This window comes from Poseidonocella pacifica, from assembly GCF_900111875.1.
GTDB lineage: Bacteria > Pseudomonadota > Alphaproteobacteria > Rhodobacterales > Rhodobacteraceae > Poseidonocella > Poseidonocella pacifica.
Window position 1 is genome coordinate 108,000 of record NZ_FOJU01000003.1, and the last position, 20,413, is coordinate 128,412.

Annotated in this window: 18 protein-coding genes; 8 read left to right on the top strand and 10 right to left on the bottom strand. The window is 62.5% G+C overall.

What is annotated here, in order from left to right:
* Positions 1 to 46 precede the first annotated feature (46 nt).
* Positions 47 to 2,470: a heavy metal translocating P-type ATPase gene (locus tag BM234_RS09135; RefSeq protein WP_245752560.1), complete on the bottom strand. Its 2,424-nt coding sequence runs from the start codon at positions 2,468 to 2,470 to the stop codon at positions 47 to 49.
* A gap of 63 nt (positions 2,471 to 2,533) precedes the next feature.
* Here BM234_RS09135 and cueR point away from each other — a divergent pair, with 63 nt between their 5' ends.
* Positions 2,534 to 2,920, top strand: a complete 387-nt coding sequence (gene cueR, locus BM234_RS09140) for a Cu(I)-responsive transcriptional regulator (RefSeq protein WP_092063612.1) — start codon at positions 2,534 to 2,536, stop codon at positions 2,918 to 2,920.
* 81 nt (positions 2,921 to 3,001) lie between these two features.
* On the opposite strand, the gene BM234_RS09145 is transcribed toward cueR, so the two are convergent.
* The 3 genes from BM234_RS09145 to BM234_RS09155 are packed head-to-tail and all read right to left on the bottom strand — an operon-like array spanning position 3,002 to position 6,580.
* Complete coding sequence (locus tag BM234_RS09145; protein WP_092063615.1) at positions 3,002 to 4,429, bottom strand: UdgX family uracil-DNA binding protein; 1,428 nt, start codon at positions 4,427 to 4,429, stop codon at positions 3,002 to 3,004.
* Positions 4,426 to 5,649 carry a putative DNA modification/repair radical SAM protein gene (locus tag BM234_RS09150; protein ID WP_092063618.1) on the bottom strand — a complete coding sequence of 408 codons (1,224 nt, stop codon included), beginning with the start codon at positions 5,647 to 5,649 and terminating at the stop codon, positions 4,426 to 4,428. Before BM234_RS09150 ends, BM234_RS09145 begins: the two co-directional genes overlap by 4 nt.
* 46 nt (positions 5,650 to 5,695) lie before the next feature.
* Positions 5,696 to 6,580: a polysaccharide deacetylase family protein gene (locus BM234_RS09155; protein WP_175501235.1), complete on the bottom strand. Its 885-nt coding sequence runs from the start codon at positions 6,578 to 6,580 to the stop codon at positions 5,696 to 5,698.
* A 209-nt stretch (positions 6,581 to 6,789) separates the two neighbouring features.
* Between BM234_RS09155 and BM234_RS09160 the strand changes: the two genes are divergently transcribed.
* From BM234_RS09160 to BM234_RS09190, 7 genes are all read left to right on the top strand, one after another.
* A complete protein-coding gene (locus BM234_RS09160) occupies positions 6,790 to 7,872 on the top strand; it encodes a TRAP transporter substrate-binding protein (RefSeq protein WP_092063624.1) in 1,083 nt (360 codons plus the stop codon).
* 72 nt (positions 7,873 to 7,944) lie between these two features.
* A complete protein-coding gene (locus tag BM234_RS09165) occupies positions 7,945 to 8,451 on the top strand; it encodes a TRAP transporter small permease subunit (RefSeq protein ID WP_092063627.1) in 507 nt (168 codons plus the stop codon).
* A gap of 3 nt (positions 8,452 to 8,454) precedes the next feature.
* Positions 8,455 to 9,774, top strand: a complete 1,320-nt coding sequence (locus BM234_RS09170) for a TRAP transporter large permease (RefSeq protein ID WP_092063630.1) — start codon at positions 8,455 to 8,457, stop codon at positions 9,772 to 9,774.
* Between the two features lie 128 nt (positions 9,775 to 9,902).
* Positions 9,903 to 11,939 carry an HAD-IIB family hydrolase gene (locus BM234_RS09175; protein WP_245752561.1) on the top strand — a complete coding sequence of 679 codons (2,037 nt, stop codon included), beginning with the start codon at positions 9,903 to 9,905 and terminating at the stop codon, positions 11,937 to 11,939.
* A gap of 3 nt (positions 11,940 to 11,942) precedes the next feature.
* Positions 11,943 to 13,100 (top strand): glycosyltransferase, encoded by a 1,158-nt coding sequence (locus BM234_RS09180; protein WP_092063633.1) that lies wholly within the window; start codon positions 11,943 to 11,945, stop codon positions 13,098 to 13,100.
* Entirely contained in the window at positions 13,097 to 14,071 is a 975-nt protein-coding gene (locus tag BM234_RS09185) for a glycosyltransferase family 2 protein (RefSeq protein ID WP_092063636.1), read from the top strand. Before BM234_RS09180 ends, BM234_RS09185 begins: the two co-directional genes overlap by 4 nt.
* A gap of 2 nt (positions 14,072 to 14,073) precedes the next feature.
* Positions 14,074 to 15,207, top strand: a complete 1,134-nt coding sequence (locus tag BM234_RS09190) for a glycosyltransferase (protein ID WP_092063639.1) — start codon at positions 14,074 to 14,076, stop codon at positions 15,205 to 15,207.
* A 52-nt stretch (positions 15,208 to 15,259) separates the two neighbouring features.
* Here BM234_RS09190 and BM234_RS09195 read toward each other — a convergent pair whose 3' ends face one another.
* From BM234_RS09195 to BM234_RS09220, 6 genes are all read right to left on the bottom strand, one after another.
* Positions 15,260 to 16,048 (bottom strand): sulfotransferase family protein, encoded by a 789-nt coding sequence (locus tag BM234_RS09195; RefSeq protein ID WP_092063642.1) that lies wholly within the window; start codon positions 16,046 to 16,048, stop codon positions 15,260 to 15,262.
* A complete protein-coding gene (locus BM234_RS09200; protein ID WP_092063644.1) occupies positions 16,045 to 16,776 on the bottom strand; it encodes a Crp/Fnr family transcriptional regulator in 732 nt (243 codons plus the stop codon). Before BM234_RS09200 ends, BM234_RS09195 begins: the two co-directional genes overlap by 4 nt.
* Before the next feature lie 102 nt (positions 16,777 to 16,878).
* Entirely contained in the window at positions 16,879 to 17,853 is a 975-nt protein-coding gene (locus BM234_RS09205; protein WP_092063647.1) for an asparaginase, read from the bottom strand.
* 25 nt (positions 17,854 to 17,878) lie between these two features.
* Entirely contained in the window at positions 17,879 to 19,075 is a 1,197-nt protein-coding gene (locus BM234_RS09210) for an ABC transporter substrate-binding protein (RefSeq protein WP_175501236.1), read from the bottom strand.
* The gene (locus BM234_RS09215) at positions 19,075 to 20,061 is read right to left on the bottom strand and encodes a CobW family GTP-binding protein (protein ID WP_092063650.1); all 987 of its coding nucleotides are present in this window, start codon (positions 20,059 to 20,061) and stop codon (positions 19,075 to 19,077) included. The genes BM234_RS09210 and BM234_RS09215 overlap by 1 nt, the downstream gene beginning before the upstream one ends.
* A complete protein-coding gene (locus BM234_RS09220) occupies positions 20,058 to 20,381 on the bottom strand; it encodes a hypothetical protein (protein WP_092063653.1) in 324 nt (107 codons plus the stop codon). Before BM234_RS09220 ends, BM234_RS09215 begins: the two co-directional genes overlap by 4 nt.
* Positions 20,382 to 20,413: the final 32 nt, after the last annotated feature.

Genomic DNA, 20,413 nt, shown 5'->3' on the forward strand with positions numbered 1-20,413 from the left:
ACCGAAATATGACTCCGCCAGAAGTGAAATCTTTATGACACTTCGACTACAGCTTGATGCGCCGTAGCCGAAGTGAATTCCCGATTACCGAGACTGAAGACAGGCTCATTGCCGCTGCGGCGACCATCGGCGACAGAAGCATTCCGAAAACCGGATAGAGCACCCCCGCCGCGATCGGCGCACCCCCCGCGTTGTAGATGAACGCAAAGAACAGGTTCTGCCGTATGTTGCGCATCGTGGACAACGCCAGTTTCCGCGCCCGCAACAGCCCGGTGAGATCCCCCTTGAGCAAGGTGATCCCCGCGCTTTCCACGGCCACATCGGCCCCGGTTCCCATGGCTATACCAACCTGCGCCGCCGCAAGCGCTGGCGCGTCGTTGATGCCATCCCCGGCCATAGCGACCGAGTGACCCTGTGCCTGCAACTCCGCCACGAGCGCGGCTTTGTCGTCTGGCGAGAGCCCGGCGCGGACATCTGTGATCCCTGTTTCCCGCGCTACGGCCTGCGCCGTGGTTTCGCTATCTCCGGTCGCCATGACAATCTGCAAACCGGCGCGCCGTAGTTGTTCCACCGCGTCGGCAGCGCCCTGTTTCACACGATCGGCGACCGCGACAAGCCCGCTGATTTCCCGCTCGACAGCAAGAAACATCACCGTCTTGCCTTCTGCCTCAAGCGTTTTGCGCCTCTCCTGAATGTCGGCAACGTCGATACCTTGCTCTGTCATAAGCGCTTCGTTACCGAGAAAAACCGCAGCGCCGTCAACAATTGCCCGCACACCCTTGCCGGTGATGGCCTCAAACTCGGACGCGTCCTTGCGCGGCGCATTCCTGTCACTTGCCCCGGCACAGATCGCCTCGGCGAGGGGATGTTCCGATCCACGCTCCAACGCTGCGGCAAGGCTCAGTATCTCGAGCTCGGCGCGCGATACGGCAACCACATCGGTCAGGGTCGGGCGCCCCTCCGTCAACGTGCCGGTCTTGTCGAGGACAAGCGTATCGACCTTGGCATAGGCTTCCAGCGCCTCGGCTTCACGGATCAAAACCCCGGCCTGTGCCCCCCGCCCTGTTGCCACCATGATGGCCATCGGTGTGGCGAGACCAAGCGCGCAGGGACAGGCGATGATCAATACGCTGACGGCCGCGACCACCGCGTAGCCGAGCGCCGGGGTTGGGCCAAATACCAGCCACGTCGCAAATGCCAGAAGCGCCGCTGCAATGACCGCGGGGACGAAATATCCCGCCACACGATCCGCCAATGCCTGTATCGGGGCGCGTGACCGTTGCGCCTGTGCGACCATCGCCACGATGCGAGACAGAACGGTGTCGGCACCCACGGCCTCTGCCTCCATGATGAAGCTGCCGCTCTTGTTCAGCGTGCCCCCGGTGAGGGCTGCTCCGCTGGTCTTTTCAACGGGAACAGGCTCCCCGGTGATCAGGCTCTCATCTACGCTCGACCGCCCTTCCACCAAACGGCCATCGACGGGCACCGACTCCCCCGGACGAACCCGGAGGCGGTCTCCCGCGTGGATCGCATCAACTGGAACGTCCTCTTCGCCCGCGTCGGTAACGCGTCGAGCAGAACGAGGGGCGAGATCCATAAGCGCTCGGATCGCATCGCCGGTTTTCTCGCGCGCCGAGAGTTCCATCACTTGCCCCAAGAGTACGAGGATCAGGATGACGGCGGAGGCCTCAAAATAGAGCGGTGGCCCATGAAGTCCGCCAAGCGCTTCGGGGAAGACCTTTGGCAAGAACAATGAAATCAGACTGAAGCCATAGGCTGCGCCTGTGCCAATCGCGATCAGGGTCCACATATTGAGCTTGCCGGTGACGATGGAGGTCCAGCCCCGCTTGAAGAAGGGTCTCGCCACCCACAGGACAACCGGACTCGCCAAGAGGAACTGCAGCCAACGCACCGTGTCCCCGCCGATCCATTGGGAGATGGGAATCCCGAGCATCGCGCCCATTTCCAAGAAGAGCACGCCGAGAGCCAGCGGTGCCCCGATCAGAAGCCTGCGCCGGAAATCGGCAAGCTCAGGGTTCGGACCCGCATCCGCCGTAGGCATCATAGGCTCAAGCGCCATGCCGCAAATCGGACAGTCTCCCGGCCCTTCCTGGACGATCTCAGGATCCATCGGACAGGTATAGAGGGTGCCCTCGGGCATCGGCTCTGGCGCGGGCCGGTCCTTCAGAAATGCTTCTGGATCAGCTTCAAACTTTTGCTGGCAACCGGCCGAGCAGAAATAGAACCGTTCGCCGGCGTGCTTGGCCATATGCGCCGCTGTGGCCGGATCGACCGTCATGCCGCATACCGGATCCGTCACATCCAGGTAGGTTTCCGGCGCTGCCGCAAACCGTGTCCGGCAGCCCTCGCTGCAGAAGTGATACCTCCGGTCTTTGTAATCAAAGGTCGGCTTGCCCGCCTCCGGGTCAACGGTCATTCCACATACGGGATCACGGGTGATGTCGGTCATGGTATTATCCTTCATGGCCCACTATCTAGGGGTTCCAGCAACTGGAAGGTCAAGGGGCGTGCCATGAATATTGGAGAGATCGCCGAAAGCTGCGGGCTGCCGGCAAAGACGATACGGTATTACGAGGAAATAGGGCTTGTCCGTCCTGACCGCTCCGAAAACGGCTATCGAAATTTTTCGGAGCAGGATGCCCACAAGCTTGCATTTCTGGGGCGAGCGCGATCATTAGGTTTCACCATAGAAGACTGCCGGACGCTACTGTCACTCTATCAAGATCAAAGCCGCGCAAGTGCCAGCGTCAAGCAAATCGCCCGCGGTCATTTGGCCGATATCGAGCGCAAGATCGAAGAACTGCAAGCGATGCGCCGCGCCTTGCAAACCCTCGTAACGCGCTGCAACGGCGACGACCGACCAGATTGCCCCATTCTGGACGGGCTCTCGGGGGACTGACTGGCGCTCGCCGCCCGAACCGTAGCTTTGGGGCTATGCCATTCGGGCTTGGCGACATCTGTCCCTTGTCACATCGGCGCACTACATCTCCCGCAAGGTTTCCCGGACAATACTGAGGTCCTCAACGAACCTCCGGCGTTCCTCCGCCGCCCGTTCCTTGTCTGGGATCCGCAGGATGAATGCGGGGTGGATCGTCAGGAACACAGGAAGCCCCCCGGTTCCCGCTTCGATCGTCCCACGGCGCCGGGTGATCCTTTCACCGGATCCAGTGAGCGCGAGCGCCGCCGTCGCGCCCAAAGCGATCGCCGCGCGAGGGCGCACGCGCGCTATTTCTTGGTCCAACCACCATTTACAGGCCTGAACCTCTCCTGCATTCGGGCGCTCGTGTACGCGGCGTTTTCCCCGCGGAGAGAACTTGAAGTGTTTCACCGCATTCGTCAGGTATGCCTCATCCCGCTGCACCCCGGCCTCCTGCATGACCTTGTCCAGAAGGGTGCCTGCGGGACCCACGAACGGCCGGCCGGCAAGATCCTCCTGATCACCCGGCTGTTCTCCGACGATCATCAGATCGGCGGTCTCGGGCCCTTCGCCCCAGACAACCTGCGTTGCGCAGGGGCCAATCGGGCAACGCGTACACGTCGCTGCTTCGTGTTTCAGGGCCTTCATCCCCGAAGGCGCCGGTCCCATCGTTTCCTTACGCGCCCGGGAAAGCGCTGCAGCATGGGCGGGCGGCATCGTCGGCGCGGCGTCCTGCATCGCACGGGCGCGCTCCGGCGCAGTTCGGATCAACTCCGGGATCTGCCGCGTCTCCGGCAGGTTCTTCCACGCTTTCTTGGGCATTTCCGATTGCATCGCAGAAATCATCAAGCGTGCAGGGTTGAAGATCGACGCATAGTAGGTGCACCAAAGCGCCTCGGTTGCATCCTCCGGGGGCGGCGACGGATTTTCCGTTTCCTGGAATGAAAGCTGGCCTGATCGAAAGGTCGCGGTCACTTTGGGTGTCGCAATCACCCAATCCATATCGCCGAACCGACGGGCAAAGAACGGCGTCGCGGCCTCCACGATGTTGTGCTCCGGCTCAAACCACGCGGCGAAGGCGCGACGATCACCGCGCGCTGGTCCCTCTCTGAACCGGACAAAGGCATGCATCTTGTGGATGTCGCGGCCCACCGCCTTTGCCTGATCCAGCAATTTCCGCATCATCGGCACCGACCGATCGCCCCACCGGAGAGTTCCCTGCCCAAGCGCCCAGAGCACCGCATAGGCCCGTGAGAAAACCTCTGGATCGCGGTGGCATATCGCCTGCTCTAGGGTCTGCACCGCCGTTCTCGGGATTTTCAATGCAGGGGCTGACGCTGGCGCGGCGGGAAGTTCGCGCGCGGCAAACAGCCCGCCGCTCGTGTTGAATGAGACCTCTTCGGGTGGGATTTCCGCCCCCAGGCATCGACGCGCAGCCTCTCGCCAAGCCTGTGCGAACCCGACGCGCGGCAGATTGACCACATAGGTCAAAACAGCGCCAATTGCTCAGGTGGAGGCGCAAAGCGGGCGCGCAGGTTGTCTGCGTCGGCAAGGCCGCGCGGCGACCAGCCTTCGGCCAGAATAAACGCGCGGGCATTCTTCATCACTGCGCCCAGCGCCGCGAGATCTTCGTACCGCAAACTGCGATGTCGCCGTGCGCTGAGGATCCGAGCCACCGATTTCGCCCCGAACCCCGGAACGCGAAGCAAGGTTTCCCGCGGTGCGCGGTTCACATCGACGGGAAAGATTTCCCGATGTGCCAAAGCCCATGCAAGCTTGGGATCCAAGTCGAGGTCCAGCATTCCCTTCTGCCCCAATTCCTCAGCCTTGAACCCGTAGAACCGAAGCAACCAGTCCGCCTGATAGAGCCGGTGCTCACGCTGCAACGGCGGCGGTTTGAGGGGCAGCACAACTGTGGAATCCGGAATGGGTGAGAAGGCGGAATAATAGACCCGCGAGAGACCGTAGTTGGCATATAGGTTCGTGCTTTGCCGAAGGATCGTCGCATCGTCCGACCCATCCGCGCCGACAATCATCTGGGTGGACTGCCCTGCGGGGGCGAAACGCGCCTTGCGCTTGCCCCGGTACGTCAACTCCCACGAGGCCTCCTGCCGCAGACGAACTCCGGCCATTGCCTTGCGTATCTCCCCGAGGTCTTTTTCAGGTGCAAGCTGGTCCAGACCGCTCTGCGTCGGTAGCTCCACATTGATGGACAGGCGATCCGCCCACTTCCCTGCCTCGTCGAGCAGTTCGGGCGATGCGTCCGGTATCGTTTTGAGATGCACGTATCCGCGAAAGTTTTCCTGCTCCCGCAGCGTTCGCACGATCCGCACCATATCGGCCATCGTATCATCCGGGGAGCGGATGATCCCCGAGGACAAGAACAACCCTTCGATATAGTTCCGCCGGTAGAATTCGACGGTGAGGTACACGACCTCCTCCACCGTGAAACGCGCCCGTTCCACCCGGCTTGAAACGCGGTTCACGCAATAGGCGCAATCGTAGATGCAAAAGTTGGTCATGAGGATCTTGAGCAAGCTGATGCACCGGCCATCCGGCGCATAGGAATGACAGATCCCCGCCCCGCCGGTGGAGCCGAAGCCCTTGCCATCGCGCGCGTCGCGCCGCTCCCCGCCCGAAGAGGCACAGGAGGCGTCGTATTTTGCGGCATCTGCGAGGATGCTCAGTTTTTCAGAGAGGCTAAGCGGCATATGTTCTTTATATGTTCCGCGCCGGATCCCCTCAAGTGGCTGTAACTTATGTGGGCAAAACTGAGCGGAAATGGGTGTTGATACCCCCCGCCGTCGTGAACCAGACACGATCATCGCCCGCTGCCAGAATGTGCCGCAAGGCGCGTTCCAGATGCTTCATGCGGTGCGGGTGGCCCATCAAATAGCCATGCAGCGCGATTCCCATCACGAGCGGTCGGCGCGCGCTTTCTTCCAGCATGACATCGAATGCGTCACAGATCATGTCCGCGAAATCCGCCCCCTCGCGCTTGCGCCCCACTATCTGTGGAATGTCATTGAGCTCCTGCGGATAAGGCACGGAGAGGATGCGCCCCTTGCGCGTGGTCATCCACGTGGGCTGATCGTCGTGGCACCAATCGAGCAGGTAGTCGTAGCCCGCTTCTTGCAGCAAATCGGGAGTGACAGAGCTTTGACTGATCCATGGGCCAAGCCAGCCTTTCGGGGGGCTGGCTTCTTCTCGTGTCAGTCGGGTGGTTGCCTCCTCGATCAAGGCCCGCTCTTCGGCTTCTACCAACACCCCCTGACGTTCCGCGTTGGTGCGTCCGTGCCCGGCGATTTCGTTGCCCCCGCCGCGCCATGCCTCGATCAGTCCCGGTGCGTCATCATAGAGGTGGGAGTTTACCAGCACGGTGGCGGGAACGCCGAGTGCTCTGAACAACTCCAGCATTCGCGGCGCGCCCACGCGGTTGCCATAGTCGCGCCACGCATAGTTGAGCACATCCGGCTGCGGCCCGCCCGGCGCAAGTTCCGCCCCGAGCCCTTCGCCGAACGCAAAGCATTCCAAATTCATGCCGATATAGACAGCCAGCCTGCGCCCCTCAGGCCAACTGAAATCGGCCCGTTCGGTAATTGCGGAATAGGTATAGCGCCCGTGATGCGGCAATGAGGACATGGGAATTTCCTTGCGTGATCCGTGTCCGACAATGTGCCCAATCCTGCGCCGATGTCCTGCCATAAATATGGGCATCGCAGCCTAAAGGCCGCCCTAAATTCGGGCTGCGGAGGATTTCCCCCTTCCGACACGGCGCACCGATTGCGGTTGTCCCCCGCGCGGGCCAGCAATTCTCTCGGACCAAACAGAAGACCCAAGGGAGATAGAAAATGGATCGCCGCAAATTCATGACGACCGCCGGGATCGGTGCAGGAGCCGCTGCACTTGCCGCGCCCGGCATCGCCCGTGCCCAAACCTACAAGTGGAAGATGACGACCGCGTTTCCGCCGGGCCAACCGTTCTACTCCACCGGCCCCGGCTCTCTCACCGACTTCGCCGACCGCGTTCGGGAAATGTCCGGCGGCGCGCTCGACATCCAAGTCTATCACGGCGGCGAACTTGTTCCGGCCTTCGAGGGCTTCGACGCGGTGCGTCAGGGCATCGTGGAGATGAACGGCTGGGTCAGCTATTTTGGGTCGGGCAAGGTTCCGGCGGCACAGTTCTTTGGCGCGGTGCCCTTCGGCATGTCCACCCAAGGCCAGAATGCGTGGTTCTATGTGGGCGACGGGATCGACCTATGGAATGAGACCTATGAGCCGCTCGGAGTTGTGGCCATGCCCGTCGGGGCGACCGGCGTGCAGATGACCGGTTGGTTCAACAAGGAAATCAACTCCATTGAAGACATGAAGGGGCTGCGCATGCGCATTCCCGGCCTTGCCGCCCGCGCCTATGCCCGAGTCGGGGTCGAGGTGAAATTGCTTCCCGGTGGGGAGATTTTCCCCGCGCTCGAACGCGGCGTGATCGACGCGGCCGAATGGGTCGGGCCGGCACAGGACAAGATCCTCGGGCTCAACACCGCCGCGAAATACTACTACACTACCGGTTGGCATGAGCCGACAACCGTGACCGAACTGTCCATCAACAAGGCCAAATGGGACAGCCTCGGCGGTGAGCTACAGGCAATCGTCACCAACGCTGCTGCCGCGTGCAATGTCATCTCCCACAGCTGGGCCGAAGCGAACAACGCCAAGGCGCTGAAGGAATTCGCGGAAAGCGGTACCGAACTCAGAACCTTGCCGGATGACGTGGTCGCCGCGCTCAGGACGGAAATGGGGCCGGTCTACGAGGAGCTTGCCTCCGAAGACGCTCAGTTCAAGAAGGTCATGGATAACTACTTCGCCTTCAAGGCAGAGCATGACATCTGGGCCGCCGCATCCGAAGAGGTCTGGCATTCCCAACTGCGCGACGCGTAACGCCGCAATAGCACTGATCAAACGGGCGGGGCGGAAACGCGCCGCCCCTCACGCTTGAATACAGGACCGATCATGCAAAGAGCCCTCGCTTTCGCCGACGGGATCGACAGTATCACCCGCGCCGCAGGCAAGATCGCCGCCGCGCTTTTACTCGTTCTCGTAGCGCTCATCTTTTTCAACGTCTTTGGCCGGTACGTCATCGGCGGCAGCCCGATCTGGGCGCAGGAACTGGAATGGCACGTCATGGCCCCGGTGGCTTTGCTGGGTATTACGGTGCTCATGCTGGAGAACGGGCATGTGCGCGTCGACATGCTCTATGACAAACTCCCGAAGCGGGCGCAGCATCTGCTTGACCTTATCTCGATGCTGCTGGGCGTGGTGATAGCTCTGCTCTTCATCAAGTACTCCAGCGGCTTTGTGGACAGCGCCTGGTCGATCAAGGAGGGATCCCCCGATCCTGGCGGCCTGCCTGCGCGCTATGTGGTCAAGGCAATGATACCTGCGGCGTTTCTGCTTCTGGCGATGCAATGCGCAGCAAACGCGATACGCCACGCCGCCGCGCTGCGCGGGGAGGCCTGAGGCATGGAAGAGTATCTCGCAGTCTACATGATCCTCGGCTTCATGGTCTTTTTGCTCATCGGCATGCCGGTCGGCATCGGTATCGCCGTCGCAGGTTTTGCCTTCGGCTGGATGGGATTTGGCGATTTTCTGTTCAACCTTGTTCCGTCCCGCATTTATGGCGTCGTGACCAAGTACGAATTTCTTGCGATCCCCCTCTTTGTCTACATGGGGGTGATGCTGGAGAAATCGCGCGTCGCGGAGGATATGCTCGAAGTCATCGGGCGTCTTTCGGGGCGGCTCAGCGGCGGCATGGGGGTCGCGCTGATCATCGTGGGCGTTCTCATGGGGGCCTCGACAGGCATCGTCGGAGCCACGGTCGTCACGCTCACCATGCTCACCATGCCCGTTCTTCTGAAACGCGGCTATGATGGCGGGCTTGCGGCCGGAGCTATCTGTGCCTCGGGGACACTGGGCCAGATCATTCCCCCCTCGCTGGTCCTCATCCTGCTGGCGGACATCATGGGCGAAAGCGTCGGCACGCTTTTTGCCGCCTCCATGATGCCGGGACTGATGCTGGCGGGTCTCTACATCGCCTTCATCCTACTGACCGGCAAATTCCGCCCCGACCTGATGCCCCCGATCCCCGAAGACGAGCGTGCGGAGATCCAGGGATGGGCCCTCGCGCGCAAGGCCCTGATGGCGATCACCCCGCCCCTGCTGCTTGTCGGCGGCGTCTTGGGCACGATCATCGCGGGCTTCGCCGCCCCGACCGAGGCGGCCGGCGTTGGCGCGGTTCTCGCCATTCTCATCGCGGCGCTCTATGGGCGTCTCAACTGGGGCATGATCTGGGATGCGGCACAATCCGCGCTCAGGATTTCGGCAATGATCTTCTTTATCCTGATCGCGGCACAGGTTTTCTCGGTCGCGTTCCGGGGCCTCAATGGCGAAGATCTGGTACAGGATACTCTCGCGCTGCTGCCCGGCGGGGAAACCGGGGCGCTGCTGTTCCTGATGCTGCTGCTCTTCGTGCTCGGATTTTTCCTTGAATGGATCGAGATCAGCTACATCGCGCTCCCCCTGTTGCTGCCCTTCTTCAAGATGGCGGGGACGGATATGGTGTGGCTCGCGGCGCTTATCGCGCTGAACCTGCAAACCTCCTTCCTCACCCCTCCCTTCGGATGGGCTCTGTTCTTCCTCAAGGGTGCGGCCCCGCCCGGGGTGACGACGGGAATGATCTATCGCGGTGTCCTGCCCTTCATCGGGATACAGGTGCTGGCCTTGGTCCTGCTCTTCAAGGTTCCGGCCATTGCGACGTGGCTGCCGAACGCCATCGGCTGGTAAATCGGCGTGGGCGTGGCTCTGCCCCGCCCCGACGCTGTAACAAAAGAGTGGGGAACTCTGCTTGGCTTTTCTAGTTGTCTGCACATCGGCTCCGGCCAACCGTCACAGACAACAGAAAGCGAGAGCGAATGCGGATCATGCATGTTGCCCTCGGCGGGTGCCTTTCGGCGCCGCCGGTGCCTTATGGCCTGACTGAAGATACCGGCGGCCATATCGCTTACATTCTCGGCGCGGCCCGTGCACAGGCGGCGTTGCCGGGTGTCAAATCCGTCGAGATCGTCACCCGACTTATCGAAGATCCTGCCTTGGGCGCACGCTACAGCGCCCCGGTTGAACCGCTCTGCCCCTACGCCGTGATCCGGCGTATCCGTACCCAGAACACCAAGTACCTCGAGAAGGAAGCGCTTGAAGCCGAACTGCCCGCGCTTCGCGCCGCCTTTCTTGCCATGCTGGAGCGGGGACAGCGGCCGGACGTACTGCATGCGCATTTCGCCGACGCCGCCGTGCTGTGCTTTGCCGCCGCCCAGCGTTTCGGCATTCGGTGGGTCTACACCCCCCATTCCCTCGGGCTTGGGCGTGGGGCCACTGATAGCGTCAGCGGTGCCTTGGAGCGACGGATCGAGCGGGAACAGGCCGCAATACGCCGTGCGGACGCGATCATCACCTCGTCGCGGGACGAAGCCGAGCGGCAGGTTCCGGCCTATGACGCGCAGGCCGCTGGGCGGGTCCTCCGGTTCAATCCCGGCCTGACCCAACCGGTGGGCGCGGGCCCCGAGCGCGCGAGAGACCTCATCGCACCATTCCTGCGCAAGCCCGAGAAACCTGCGATCCTCGCAATTGCGCGTCCTGTCGCCAAGAAAAACCTCGCCGCGTTGGTCAGTGCTTATGCCGGATCGCCTGACCTTCAGGAGCGTGCGAACCTTGTGATTGTTGCAGGGGTTCGGGCGGGCCTGACCGGAAATGCCTGCGCAACCAACCAAGTCATCTCTCAACTCTTTGATCTGGTGGACAAGCACGATCTCTGGGGCCGGGTCGCCTTGCCGCGCAAACACAATCCCGAGGATATCCCGTCCTTCTACGCTCTCGCCGCGCGCGGTGGCCTTTTCGTGAACCCGGCACTGCATGAGCCCTTTGGCCTGACCCTGATCGAAGCGGCACAGGCCGGTGTTCCGATCGCCGCGACCGATAATGGCGGGCCTGTCGATATTCTCGATCAACTGGGATATCCCGCCGACCGCCTCATCGATGCCGAGGACACAGGGTCGATCGCGCGCGCGTGCCTCGCCTCACTGAACGATCCCGCCCGAGAGGATCTGGCCGCAGAGGCGCAAGCCCGTGCAATAGAGCTGTTCAACTGGGATCGTTGGGCTGAGGATGTGCTGGAGGCATATCGTTCCTCGCCCCCGTTGGAATCCACCCCCGAAGCCCCCGAGCGCCTCCTCGTCAGCGACATCGACGGAACCTTGACCGGGTCGCGCGCAGGCGCTGCGGCCTTCGGTGCCTATCACGCTGAAGAGCGTGATCGTCTCGCCTTTGCTGTCGCCACGGGGCGCTCGATCAGTGAGGCGCGCCGCGTGTTGCAGCATTGGGCACTGCCGGAACCTGACGTATTCATCACCTCCGTCGGAACCGAAATCTGGAAGAAGAACGCATCTGGTGCGCTCACTCTCGATCAATCTTATGCGCGTGCGATCGGCCAGAACTGGCATCGCAGCGGCATCGCCAAGCTGCTCGGACGGCTGAACATCCCGATGCAGGCGAGCTACGAACAACGCGAGTGGAAACTCAGCGGTTTTGGCGACCGCGCCGATGCAGCCCTCATCCGGGAAGCATTGCTCTCCGAGGGGCTCACCGCCCACGTCATCCCCTCGCACGGACGGTTCATTGACGTGGTGCCGCAGAGCGCAGGGAAATGGGCGGCGGCGCGTCATGCCGCCGTTCTGTTCGGCCTGTCAGAGGGTGCCTGTATCTGCGCGGGCGACAGCGGGAACGATCTCGACATGCTGCGCCATAGCCCCGCCGCGATCCTGCCAGCGAACGCTCATTCAGAACTCAACGGGCTTGAGAACCCCGGTCTCTATCGGGCCTCGCGCCCCTATGCCGACGGGGTGATAGAGGGATTGCAGGCGCATCTCCCTCGGCACCTGTCCATGGCGGCGGAGTAGATCATGCGCGACTTTCCCTCTAGCTCCCCCTCCGCCCCGATCGGGTATTTCGTTCACCACCAGGGGCGAGGCCACGCATTGCGCTGCGCCGCAGTGGTCAACGCATTGCCCGAACATCGGCCCGTAACGATCTTTTGTGCGCGGAACGATATCTTCCCCGCGATGCGCCCCGGCGTCGAGATCAGGCAAATCCCTTCGCTTTTTGAACCACAGGGCGACGAGGCCCCGGGAATGGCTTCCGCGCCGGTGCCGGACACGCTCCATTGCGCGCCGCTCGGCTGGCCTTCGATCCGAAACGCCATGGCGGAAATCACCTCGTGGTTCGCAGAGGCGAACCCGTCGCTCATGATCGGCGATGTCAGCGCCGAGCTTGCACAACTCTCGCGTATCTGTTCCGTCCCGCACGTCTCGGTATTGCAGCATGGAACCCGGAGCGATCCGGGCCATCAAGCTGGTTACGATTGCTCTGTTGGGCTGCTCGCGCCGTTCTCAGAACGCCTTGCACAGCCTGACTGGACGCCGAGCATGCGAAAAAAGACACATTTCGCTGCTGGGCTCGGAGCCTCCACCAAACTGCCAAAGCGACAGACCGCGCGGGAGATGCTTGGGATACGTGAAGGAGAAACGCTAGTTCTTGTATTGTCGGGCGGCGGCGGCACGGGCTTTGCGCAGGCGCCTCTGGGCATCGGTGCGCGCGCTGTTCCCGATACCCGGTGGATCACCATCGGAACGGTTCAGCGAGACTGGCACGCAACTGAACCCGGGAACATTGAACATCATGGCTGGGTCGACACGCCGGATCTCTATCTCGCGGCGGCGGATGTCATCATCTCGTCGACCGGCAACAATACCTGCGCGCAGGTTCTAGCCACAGCTCGCCCATGGCTCGCCGTGCCGGAATGGCGGTATTTCGATGAGCAGGTCGAGAAGGCCCGCGCTCTTCAGGTCGCTGGGGCCGCCACGATGCTCGGATCCTTGCCCAGTTCCGCGCAGGCGTGGCGTACGGTGATGCGCGACACCATCCGGGACCATGACCCACAACTTCAGCGGTCGCTGCTGGATCGCTCGCCTGCCGAGGCTACGGCTGGCTGGCTCGAAGGGCTGATCGAAGATCTGTGGCAAGGCGCTGCACAAACCTCTCTTGAAAGGACCATCGCATGAAAAGGATATCCGCCCTCACCATCGCGGCCGGCCGTGAAACGCACCTTGCGAATGTCATAGAGGGGTTCTCCCGTCAGGACCTTCTGCCTGATGAATTGATCATCGGCGTGATGCAGGACTCTCCATACGAGGATCTGCCTGCGGCCCCGTTCCCGGTGCGGCAAATCTCCCTTGGGGGTCGGGATCTCAACCTCTCGGCCGCGCGAAACGCCGTGGCAGAAGCCGCAACGGGCGACCTGCTGGCCTTCGTCGATGTCGACTGTATCCCCGCGCCGAGTTTCCTCGCCGACTATGCAAATGTGACGGATGAGGCGCAGGGGATCTTGATGGGCGAGGTGTCCTACCTTCCGAAAGGTGCGGCGGACAACGGCGTTGATTACCCGCTCTTTGACGAGGTTGGAGAGAAACATTCCGACCGCGCGGCACCGCCCAAGAACCCCTACGCCGCCTGTGAGGACTACCGCTGTTTCTGGTCCCTGAACTTCGCCATTGGCCGCGCCGCGTGGGAAGCTATCGGCGGTTTCGACGAACGCTATGTCGGTTATGGCGGCGAGGACACGGACTTTGGCCGCACCGCAGAGGCACGCGACGTGCCGATCTGGTGGGTCCGCGGCGCGCGGGTCTATCATCAGCATCACGCGCACTGCATGCCCCCCATCCATCACGTCGCCTCCGTAGTGCGTAATGCGGAGGTGTTCGCCTCCAAATGGGGGCATCGCACCATGGAACACTGGCTCTATGCGTTTCAGTTAATGGGTCTCATCGAGAGTAATGAGACGGGTATCCGAATTCTGCGTGAGCCGAATGAAGCGGATTTCGCGCTCTGCCGCCAGACCGACGCGCCCTATGCAAACACGCGCCGGGTTCTCGATATCCTGCAAGGCATTGACCGCGAAGGGACGTCCAACGCCACTCGCACTGCCGAAGTGGATGCAGCCCAAACCCGCCTGACACATATCGCTGCGGAGTAGAGATGCGCATCGCCGTCGTAGCCCACCTGCGCCACCCCATCGCGCCTCCATTTCCCGGTGGAATCGAGGCCCATACGTGGCACCTTTGCCGTGGTTTGCGTGCGCGTGGGCACGACGTGACGCTCTTTGCCTCGGGCGACAGCGATGCGGGCGTTCCCCTTCGCTCCCTACTGCGCAAACACTATGAAATCCGCTACCCGTGGCACCGCTACCGCGCGACGCCCGAATTGACCGCAGTTCTCGATGAGGCCTACGCAGGCGCGCTTGCAGAGTTGTCGGGCGGGGGCTTTGACGTCGTACACAACAACTCGCTCCACCGGTTCATTCCCCGCCTTGCCCGCCGAGACCGGATCCCGATGGTGACCGCACTGCACGTGCCGCCATTCGATGTGTTATCCCGCGCTGTCGCGAGCGGTATCGCACCGTGGAGCCGTATGACGGTATGTTCCACGGCCCATGGCCGCAGTTGGTGGCCGCTGGCCCTTCCCGATAGCGCGAGTGTCGTTCGCAACGGGATCGACCTTGAGGCATGGCCCTTCGCTCCTGCCCCGGGTCATGGCGCGGTATGGGCGGGCCGGTTGACCGAGACGAAAGGGCCGCACTTGGCAATAGAGGCGGCCCGCATCGCGGGTGTCCCCCTGACACTCTATGGACCTTTGGAAGATCGCCGGTACTTCGACACCGAAATCGCCCCCCGCCTTGGCGGCGGCATCTCCTATGGCGGGCATCTGCAGGGCGCTGCGCTGGCCGAAGCATTCGGGCGGGCGGCTCTCTGCGTCTTCACACCGCTCTGGGATGAACCGTTCGGGCTGGTCGCCGCCGAAGCGATGGCGTGCGGCCTCCCCATCGCGGCGACCGATATGGGCGCCGCTGGCGAAGTCATCGGAGATGCAGGCTCATTGGCTCCAGCAGGCGATGCTGCGGCTCTGGCCAAGGCGATCCAAGACGCGGCAGAGATTCCGCGTGATATTCCGAGGCACCGGGTCGAGCGCTTTTTCTCCATCGAAAGAATGCTTGATGGATATGAAGCCGCCTACCGGCAAGCGATTGCGGCACAAGACACTCCCGCCCCCAATGTCGAATTCGCCCCGCATGAGCTTCCGCCCCGCGCGTTCGCCATCGCGGCGGCGGAATGATCCCGGGCGGAACCCACCTATGCGGATGCGCTGCGGCCCCACCCTGGGGGCCTCAGCGCGCGGGCAGTGCCCTAAGAATTTCGCCTACGTCGCGACGAGTGGCGCCCAGCATGTGTTGCACGATCGGCGACCACGCCGCCACGTGCCCCTGACCGCCATACCCCCACTGCGCGCAAGCTCCAAGCTCCTCTTCGTCAAGATCCCAAACCGGATAGTTCGCGTTCCGGTTGGAAATGTCGCGCGGGGTCGGTGCGGCATGATCCAAATCGAGAAATCGGGCGATTGCCGCGGTGATATCACCCGGAGCAGCGACAAGGTCTTCGTACCTTAGCACCAGCACGTTGTGCAGATAGGGCAGATCCGCCCGTAACTGATCGTGCGCCGCAATCCAATGTGCAACAGCCTCCGCTCGGGTCATCTCCACCCATTTGGCGACCGCCCCTGCCACGGCCTGTGGATGCCGCAGGATCACGACAAACTGCGCGAGCGGAAACAACTGCTGATAAAGGCGCATCCGCGTGAGGTTGACCGGCGATTTCTCCACCCTCCACCGTGCACGCGGGTCGAACCAAGCGTTCCAGTCGGAGCGGAGCCGTTCGCGCGTCTCCAGCGTATCATAGCGCCCGCCCTCCACGTGGTGTTGTGCAGGATCGGTGGCGAAATGCATCGGCCTGCCATGCGCGGCCGTGTGCGGTATGGCACCTTGCAGATACACACCTTCCTGTTCAGGAACGGGCGCGCCGCGAATGCCCGAGACGTCCGGGAAATCAGCGATCAAGTCAGCCAGAAGGGAGGTGCCGGACCGATGAAGCCCCGCGACGAACACATAGCGCGGCGTCATCGAGGGATCCGCATGATTTCCAGATAGGCCGGATCAAAATGGCTCAGCTCTCGCAAGCGGGGAAGATCGGGCAGCTTAACACGCCCCTCGGACCATTCCAGCAAGCCGCGCGCCCGCAGGTCCTGTACCGATCGGTTTATGTGCACGCGCGAAAGCCCCAGGATGGAGGCAAGGTCGGCCTGATCAAGCGGGAGGGTAAAGCTGTTTCCAAAGATCAGCCCGGCGAGCCGCAGCCGCGTTTCCAGCTCACAGAAAAGATGACCGATCCGTTCGACGGCACGCAGTCCAGCATTGGCCGTGAACCACATGCGGTTGATCTTGGCGTCGATCAGCGTTGTCATCCATAGAAGCCGCGTAAGATGCGGGAACTCTTCCGTCAGCGTACGAAGGTCCTGCGTCGTGTAGAAATGCACCGTGCAGCGCCCTTGGGCCACGACCGAGTGATCGAGATCGCCCAGAACGAAGCCGTGCAGATCGACCAGATCGCCCGGAATATGCAGCGCCGATACGATGGAGGTGCCGGCCAGAGGGCGCTGAACTCGCTTGGCCATTCCGCCGACGATCAGACAACTTTCCGGGGGCGTCCGGCCGGCGGCGATGATCACCGCGCCGGGGCGAAACTCCTCTCGCCGGGCGGGCAGCGCATGAAGCGCGGCGCGCTCTTCGGGGCTGAGCGTATCACGCGCTTCGAGTAGATGGACGAGCCTATTCGTCAGGGCCTCTGTCATATGTAACTCCGGGGTCTGTTTCCCGGTTGATCTAGCGCGCACAGCGCGGAGGTCACGCCCACGCGCGCAGAGAGAGACATGGGAGCGAGACCCTGGGCGGGATCAGTCCGCAAAGGCCTCGCGGATTTCCGTCGTTGGCGTGTCAGCCCCGAGCAGAGCACTCAGGCGAAGCCGCGCCTTCACGGGCTGTAGGCTCCCGGCAAAGATGACCCCGGCCTCCGCCAGCGTTGTCCCGCCTGAATCTCCGCCATAGACCGGTTGCACGCGGCCTTCGGCGCAGCGGGACGCGACAACCACCGGAACGCCGCGGTCGACCAGGCGCCGCGCGGCATCCGCAAATCCCTTCGGTGCATTACCACGCCCGAATGCCGCGAGGACGACACCGCTTACATTCGCGTCGGCACAGTAATCGAGGTATTTCGGCGTGCTACCCATGCCCAGAAGGATGAGTTCCACATCCGGATCCAGTACAGAGGTCGCCAAGACCTCGCGTGCAGGCCGCTGCCGATAGAGATGAACCACAGAGCCATCCACCTCACCCAGCTTCCCCAACCCCGGCGACCGAAACGTATCGACCCGAGAGGTGTGAACCTTCGTCACCTCGCGCGCTGCGTGGAAATCCCCCTCAAAGAGGATCACGGCCCCCTGCCCGCGCAACGCAGGAGATGCGGCGCAGCGGATCGCATCGGCGATGTTCCGCGGGCCATCGGTATCCGGTGTCCCGGCATGCCGCTGCGCGCCCGTGAAGACCACTGGTTTGTCCGATCTGACCAACAAATCGGCGAGATAGGCGCTCTCTTCCATGGTGTCTGTTCCATGGGCCACGACCACGCCCGCCACCTCGTCCTCCTCCAGCACACGGTCGATGGTTGCGCAAAGGCGATGGATCGTGGCGAGGTCGAGGGCATAGCTGCCCACCGCGTCGAAATTCTCGACCCGCAGGTCAATCCCCTCGGGGCGCGTATGCAACGCTTCGAGCAGGGAATCCCCCGTCAGGCCAGCGGTCACCGGACCGCCCGGCGTGGCGGCAAACGAAGCAATGGTTCCGCCAGTGGCGATCACGGTCACGGTTGTCATGGTGGGGTCTTCCTTTGCCTGAACCTCAGCCTGCCCGGCGGCGTCCCTTCCGGCTATTGGCCAAGGTGATGATTTCCGTCCACTTTCGCACCAGATAGTTATGCTCATCCATTGTGCTGTTCCAGACGGCAATATGGTTCGATCGCGCGCGATACGACCCGCCCGAACGCACTTCTCCCTTGCGGATGGCGAGCGCGCCATCCGGGTCGGGCAACGCCCGCGCCGCGGGTTTGCCTCCATACCAGTAATCCCACTCATCGGGATCCAGATGAGCACGCACCCGGTCCGGCACGGACATGTAGTAGCCTTGCCGCGCCATGCAGGCCCCCGCCCACCCATCGAGAAACCAATTGAGCCAAGCGTATGCGCGATCCAGTTGCGCGCCCTCAAGGTTCCGGGACAGGCACAAACCACCGTGCCACGCACGATATCCTTCGGCGGGAAACGCTTGGCGGACTTTCAAGCCGCGCGCTTTCATCGTCACTACCGACGGCGACCAGATAGACGATATGTTCAACTCGCCGCTCGCAAACCGTTCCACCGCCTCCGGCGCACGGCGCCAGAAGGGCGCAAAATGACCCGATTGCACAAAATCCGTGGCGTGACGCGCCATCTCGTCGATCTCCGCCACGGTCATATTTCCAAGATCCCGGACGCTCATTCGGCCCACCGCGACCAGCGCCATGGTCAGATCGAACGCCCCAATCGCCGGCTCGTCCACAAGCGCCACCCGTCCCTGCCAACGCGGTTCGAGCAGTTCACCCCAACTGGTCACATCACGATCCACATCAACCGAGGCCACTTCCTCATTGATGCAGAAGCTGTCGAAATTGTGCACGGTGGGCAGCATGGAAATCTTGCCGGTGGGCGACGACGAGAGCGAGGCATCGGGCTGTACATAAAGGCGGGTTGCGGGTGCGTCTCCTACGCCGCGCCCTGACCCCGGTCCAGCTTCCCGGCGGGCGAGATCGGTCATTTCGTCCCAAGCGGTGATCCGCGCGGTGTCGATGGGCTGCACGGCACGCCAATGCCAAACGATATCAAGATTGTGAAAGCACTGATCGTAGACATCATAGCTTTCGGGCGACATCGCCGCCGACCGCTGCGCCGTCACGAAATCCTGCTCTATGAATTCGAGCGGGAATCCCAGATCCGCTTCGGCCTGACTCTTCAGCAGCCGCCAAGGCAGAATCTCGGTGCATAGAATGCGCAGTGGCTCCATCAGGCGACGGCTCGTTCTTCGGCAAGGCCCATGAACGCTGCGAAGGAACGCCGGATAAGAGCGGGGTCGATACCTTCGAGGATAAAGACAAGTCGCGACACATGGGGTCCCGGCGGCCAATGCTCCATATGTACCGGCGCGTGCACCAGATGCTGTACGCCATGGATTGCCACCGGGCGCGCCTCACCTTCAAGCGCTAGAATTCCCTTTACGCGGAAAATCTTCTCACCGTGGCGATGCAGAAGCAGCGTGAGCCAGACACCGAACCGCGTCCAATCTACAGGTCGGTCGATAGTCATCGAAAATGTCAGCACCCCAAGGTCTTCGTTGACCGAGTGATGATGGTGGTGGTGCCCGTGTTCGTCCGGCATGGCCGCCTGAACGATATCCCCGGCGCGCAGTCCACCCAAGATTTCCTCGGTCGTCGCATCCCCCGTTACCACGGCTGCGGTCGGGTTTGTCTGTGCAAGCTTTTGCCGCAGTTCCACCACGACGTCGCTTTCCGCGAGATCGGTCTTGGTCAGGACGATCCGGTCCGCGGCCGCGATTTGCCGAATGGCCTCCGCCCGATGACCCATCTGGGCGCCTGCGTTCACACTGTCGACCGTGGTCAGGACACCGCCGGACGCAAAGTGGCTGCGCAAGACCGGGTGGGCGGTCAGCGTCTGAAGCACCGGGTAGGGATCGGCAAGGCCGGTCGTCTCGATCACGACCCGGTCAAAGCCAATCTCCCCCTTGGCCCGCAGCGATTGCAGGTTCATGAGCGCATCGGCCACCTCACCGCGTACGGTGCAGCAGATACAGCCGGATTTCATCAGAACGACGTTATCGTCGATACGGTCAAGGAGATGGTGGTCCAGCCCGACCTCACCGAATTCATTGATGAGAACAGCCGCCCCCGCCATGGCAGGATCGGTGAGAAGACGTTGCAAGAGCGTCGTCTTTCCCGACCCCAGAAAGCCGGTAAGAAGAATGACCGGGGTCATTGCGCCTCCATCCAATCGAGCATGTCTTCATCCAGTGGGTCGAACCCGCGCGTGGCCATCGTCTCCGCCTCCGGCCAAAGGTGGGAAAGGGCGTCGAAGACGGAAGTGGCGCCCGTCGGGCTGCAGAGAAGATAGGAACGGCCCTGCCACTCGCTCAGGGCAAGCCGCCGGTAGGACAGCACACGATTGGCGGCGGCGATCCGGCGCGCGCCCTCTGCGCGGCGCGCTTGACGATCCGTGTTGTGCGAATAGACGCCCGGTCGCGCCACCGCATTGGTCCAGTGATCGTCACACCCCAGAATGCCGCATAGCGAACACATCTTCTCTCTCCCTTGGTTTGGGCAGGGCCACT

Coding starts and splice junctions, on each gene's coding strand:
- BM234_RS09215 (WP_092063650.1), bottom strand. CDS start 20,061: ATGACCCCGGTCATTCTTCTTACCGGCTTTCTGGGGTCGGGAAAGACG.
- BM234_RS09170 (WP_092063630.1), top strand. CDS start 8,455: ATGGAAGAGTATCTCGCAGTCTACATGATCCTCGGCTTCATGGTCTTT.
- BM234_RS09185 (WP_092063636.1), top strand. CDS start 13,097: ATGAAAAGGATATCCGCCCTCACCATCGCGGCCGGCCGTGAAACGCAC.
- cueR (WP_092063612.1), top strand. CDS start 2,534: ATGAATATTGGAGAGATCGCCGAAAGCTGCGGGCTGCCGGCAAAGACG.
- BM234_RS09135 (WP_245752560.1), bottom strand. CDS start 2,470: ATGACCGACATCACCCGTGATCCCGTATGTGGAATGACCGTTGACCCG.
- BM234_RS09210 (WP_175501236.1), bottom strand. CDS start 19,075: ATGGAGCCACTGCGCATTCTATGCACCGAGATTCTGCCTTGGCGGCTG.
- BM234_RS09205 (WP_092063647.1), bottom strand. CDS start 17,853: ATGACAACCGTGACCGTGATCGCCACTGGCGGAACCATTGCTTCGTTT.
- BM234_RS09190 (WP_092063639.1), top strand. CDS start 14,074: ATGCGCATCGCCGTCGTAGCCCACCTGCGCCACCCCATCGCGCCTCCA.
- BM234_RS09150 (WP_092063618.1), bottom strand. CDS start 5,649: ATGCCGCTTAGCCTCTCTGAAAAACTGAGCATCCTCGCAGATGCCGCA.
- BM234_RS09195 (WP_092063642.1), bottom strand. CDS start 16,048: ATGACGCCGCGCTATGTGTTCGTCGCGGGGCTTCATCGGTCCGGCACC.
- BM234_RS09180 (WP_092063633.1), top strand. CDS start 11,943: ATGCGCGACTTTCCCTCTAGCTCCCCCTCCGCCCCGATCGGGTATTTC.
- BM234_RS09175 (WP_245752561.1), top strand. CDS start 9,903: ATGCGGATCATGCATGTTGCCCTCGGCGGGTGCCTTTCGGCGCCGCCG.
- BM234_RS09165 (WP_092063627.1), top strand. CDS start 7,945: ATGCAAAGAGCCCTCGCTTTCGCCGACGGGATCGACAGTATCACCCGC.
- BM234_RS09155 (WP_175501235.1), bottom strand. CDS start 6,580: ATGTCCTCATTGCCGCATCACGGGCGCTATACCTATTCCGCAATTACC.
- BM234_RS09220 (WP_092063653.1), bottom strand. CDS start 20,381: ATGTGTTCGCTATGCGGCATTCTGGGGTGTGACGATCACTGGACCAAT.
- BM234_RS09160 (WP_092063624.1), top strand. CDS start 6,790: ATGGATCGCCGCAAATTCATGACGACCGCCGGGATCGGTGCAGGAGCC.
- BM234_RS09200 (WP_092063644.1), bottom strand. CDS start 16,776: ATGACAGAGGCCCTGACGAATAGGCTCGTCCATCTACTCGAAGCGCGT.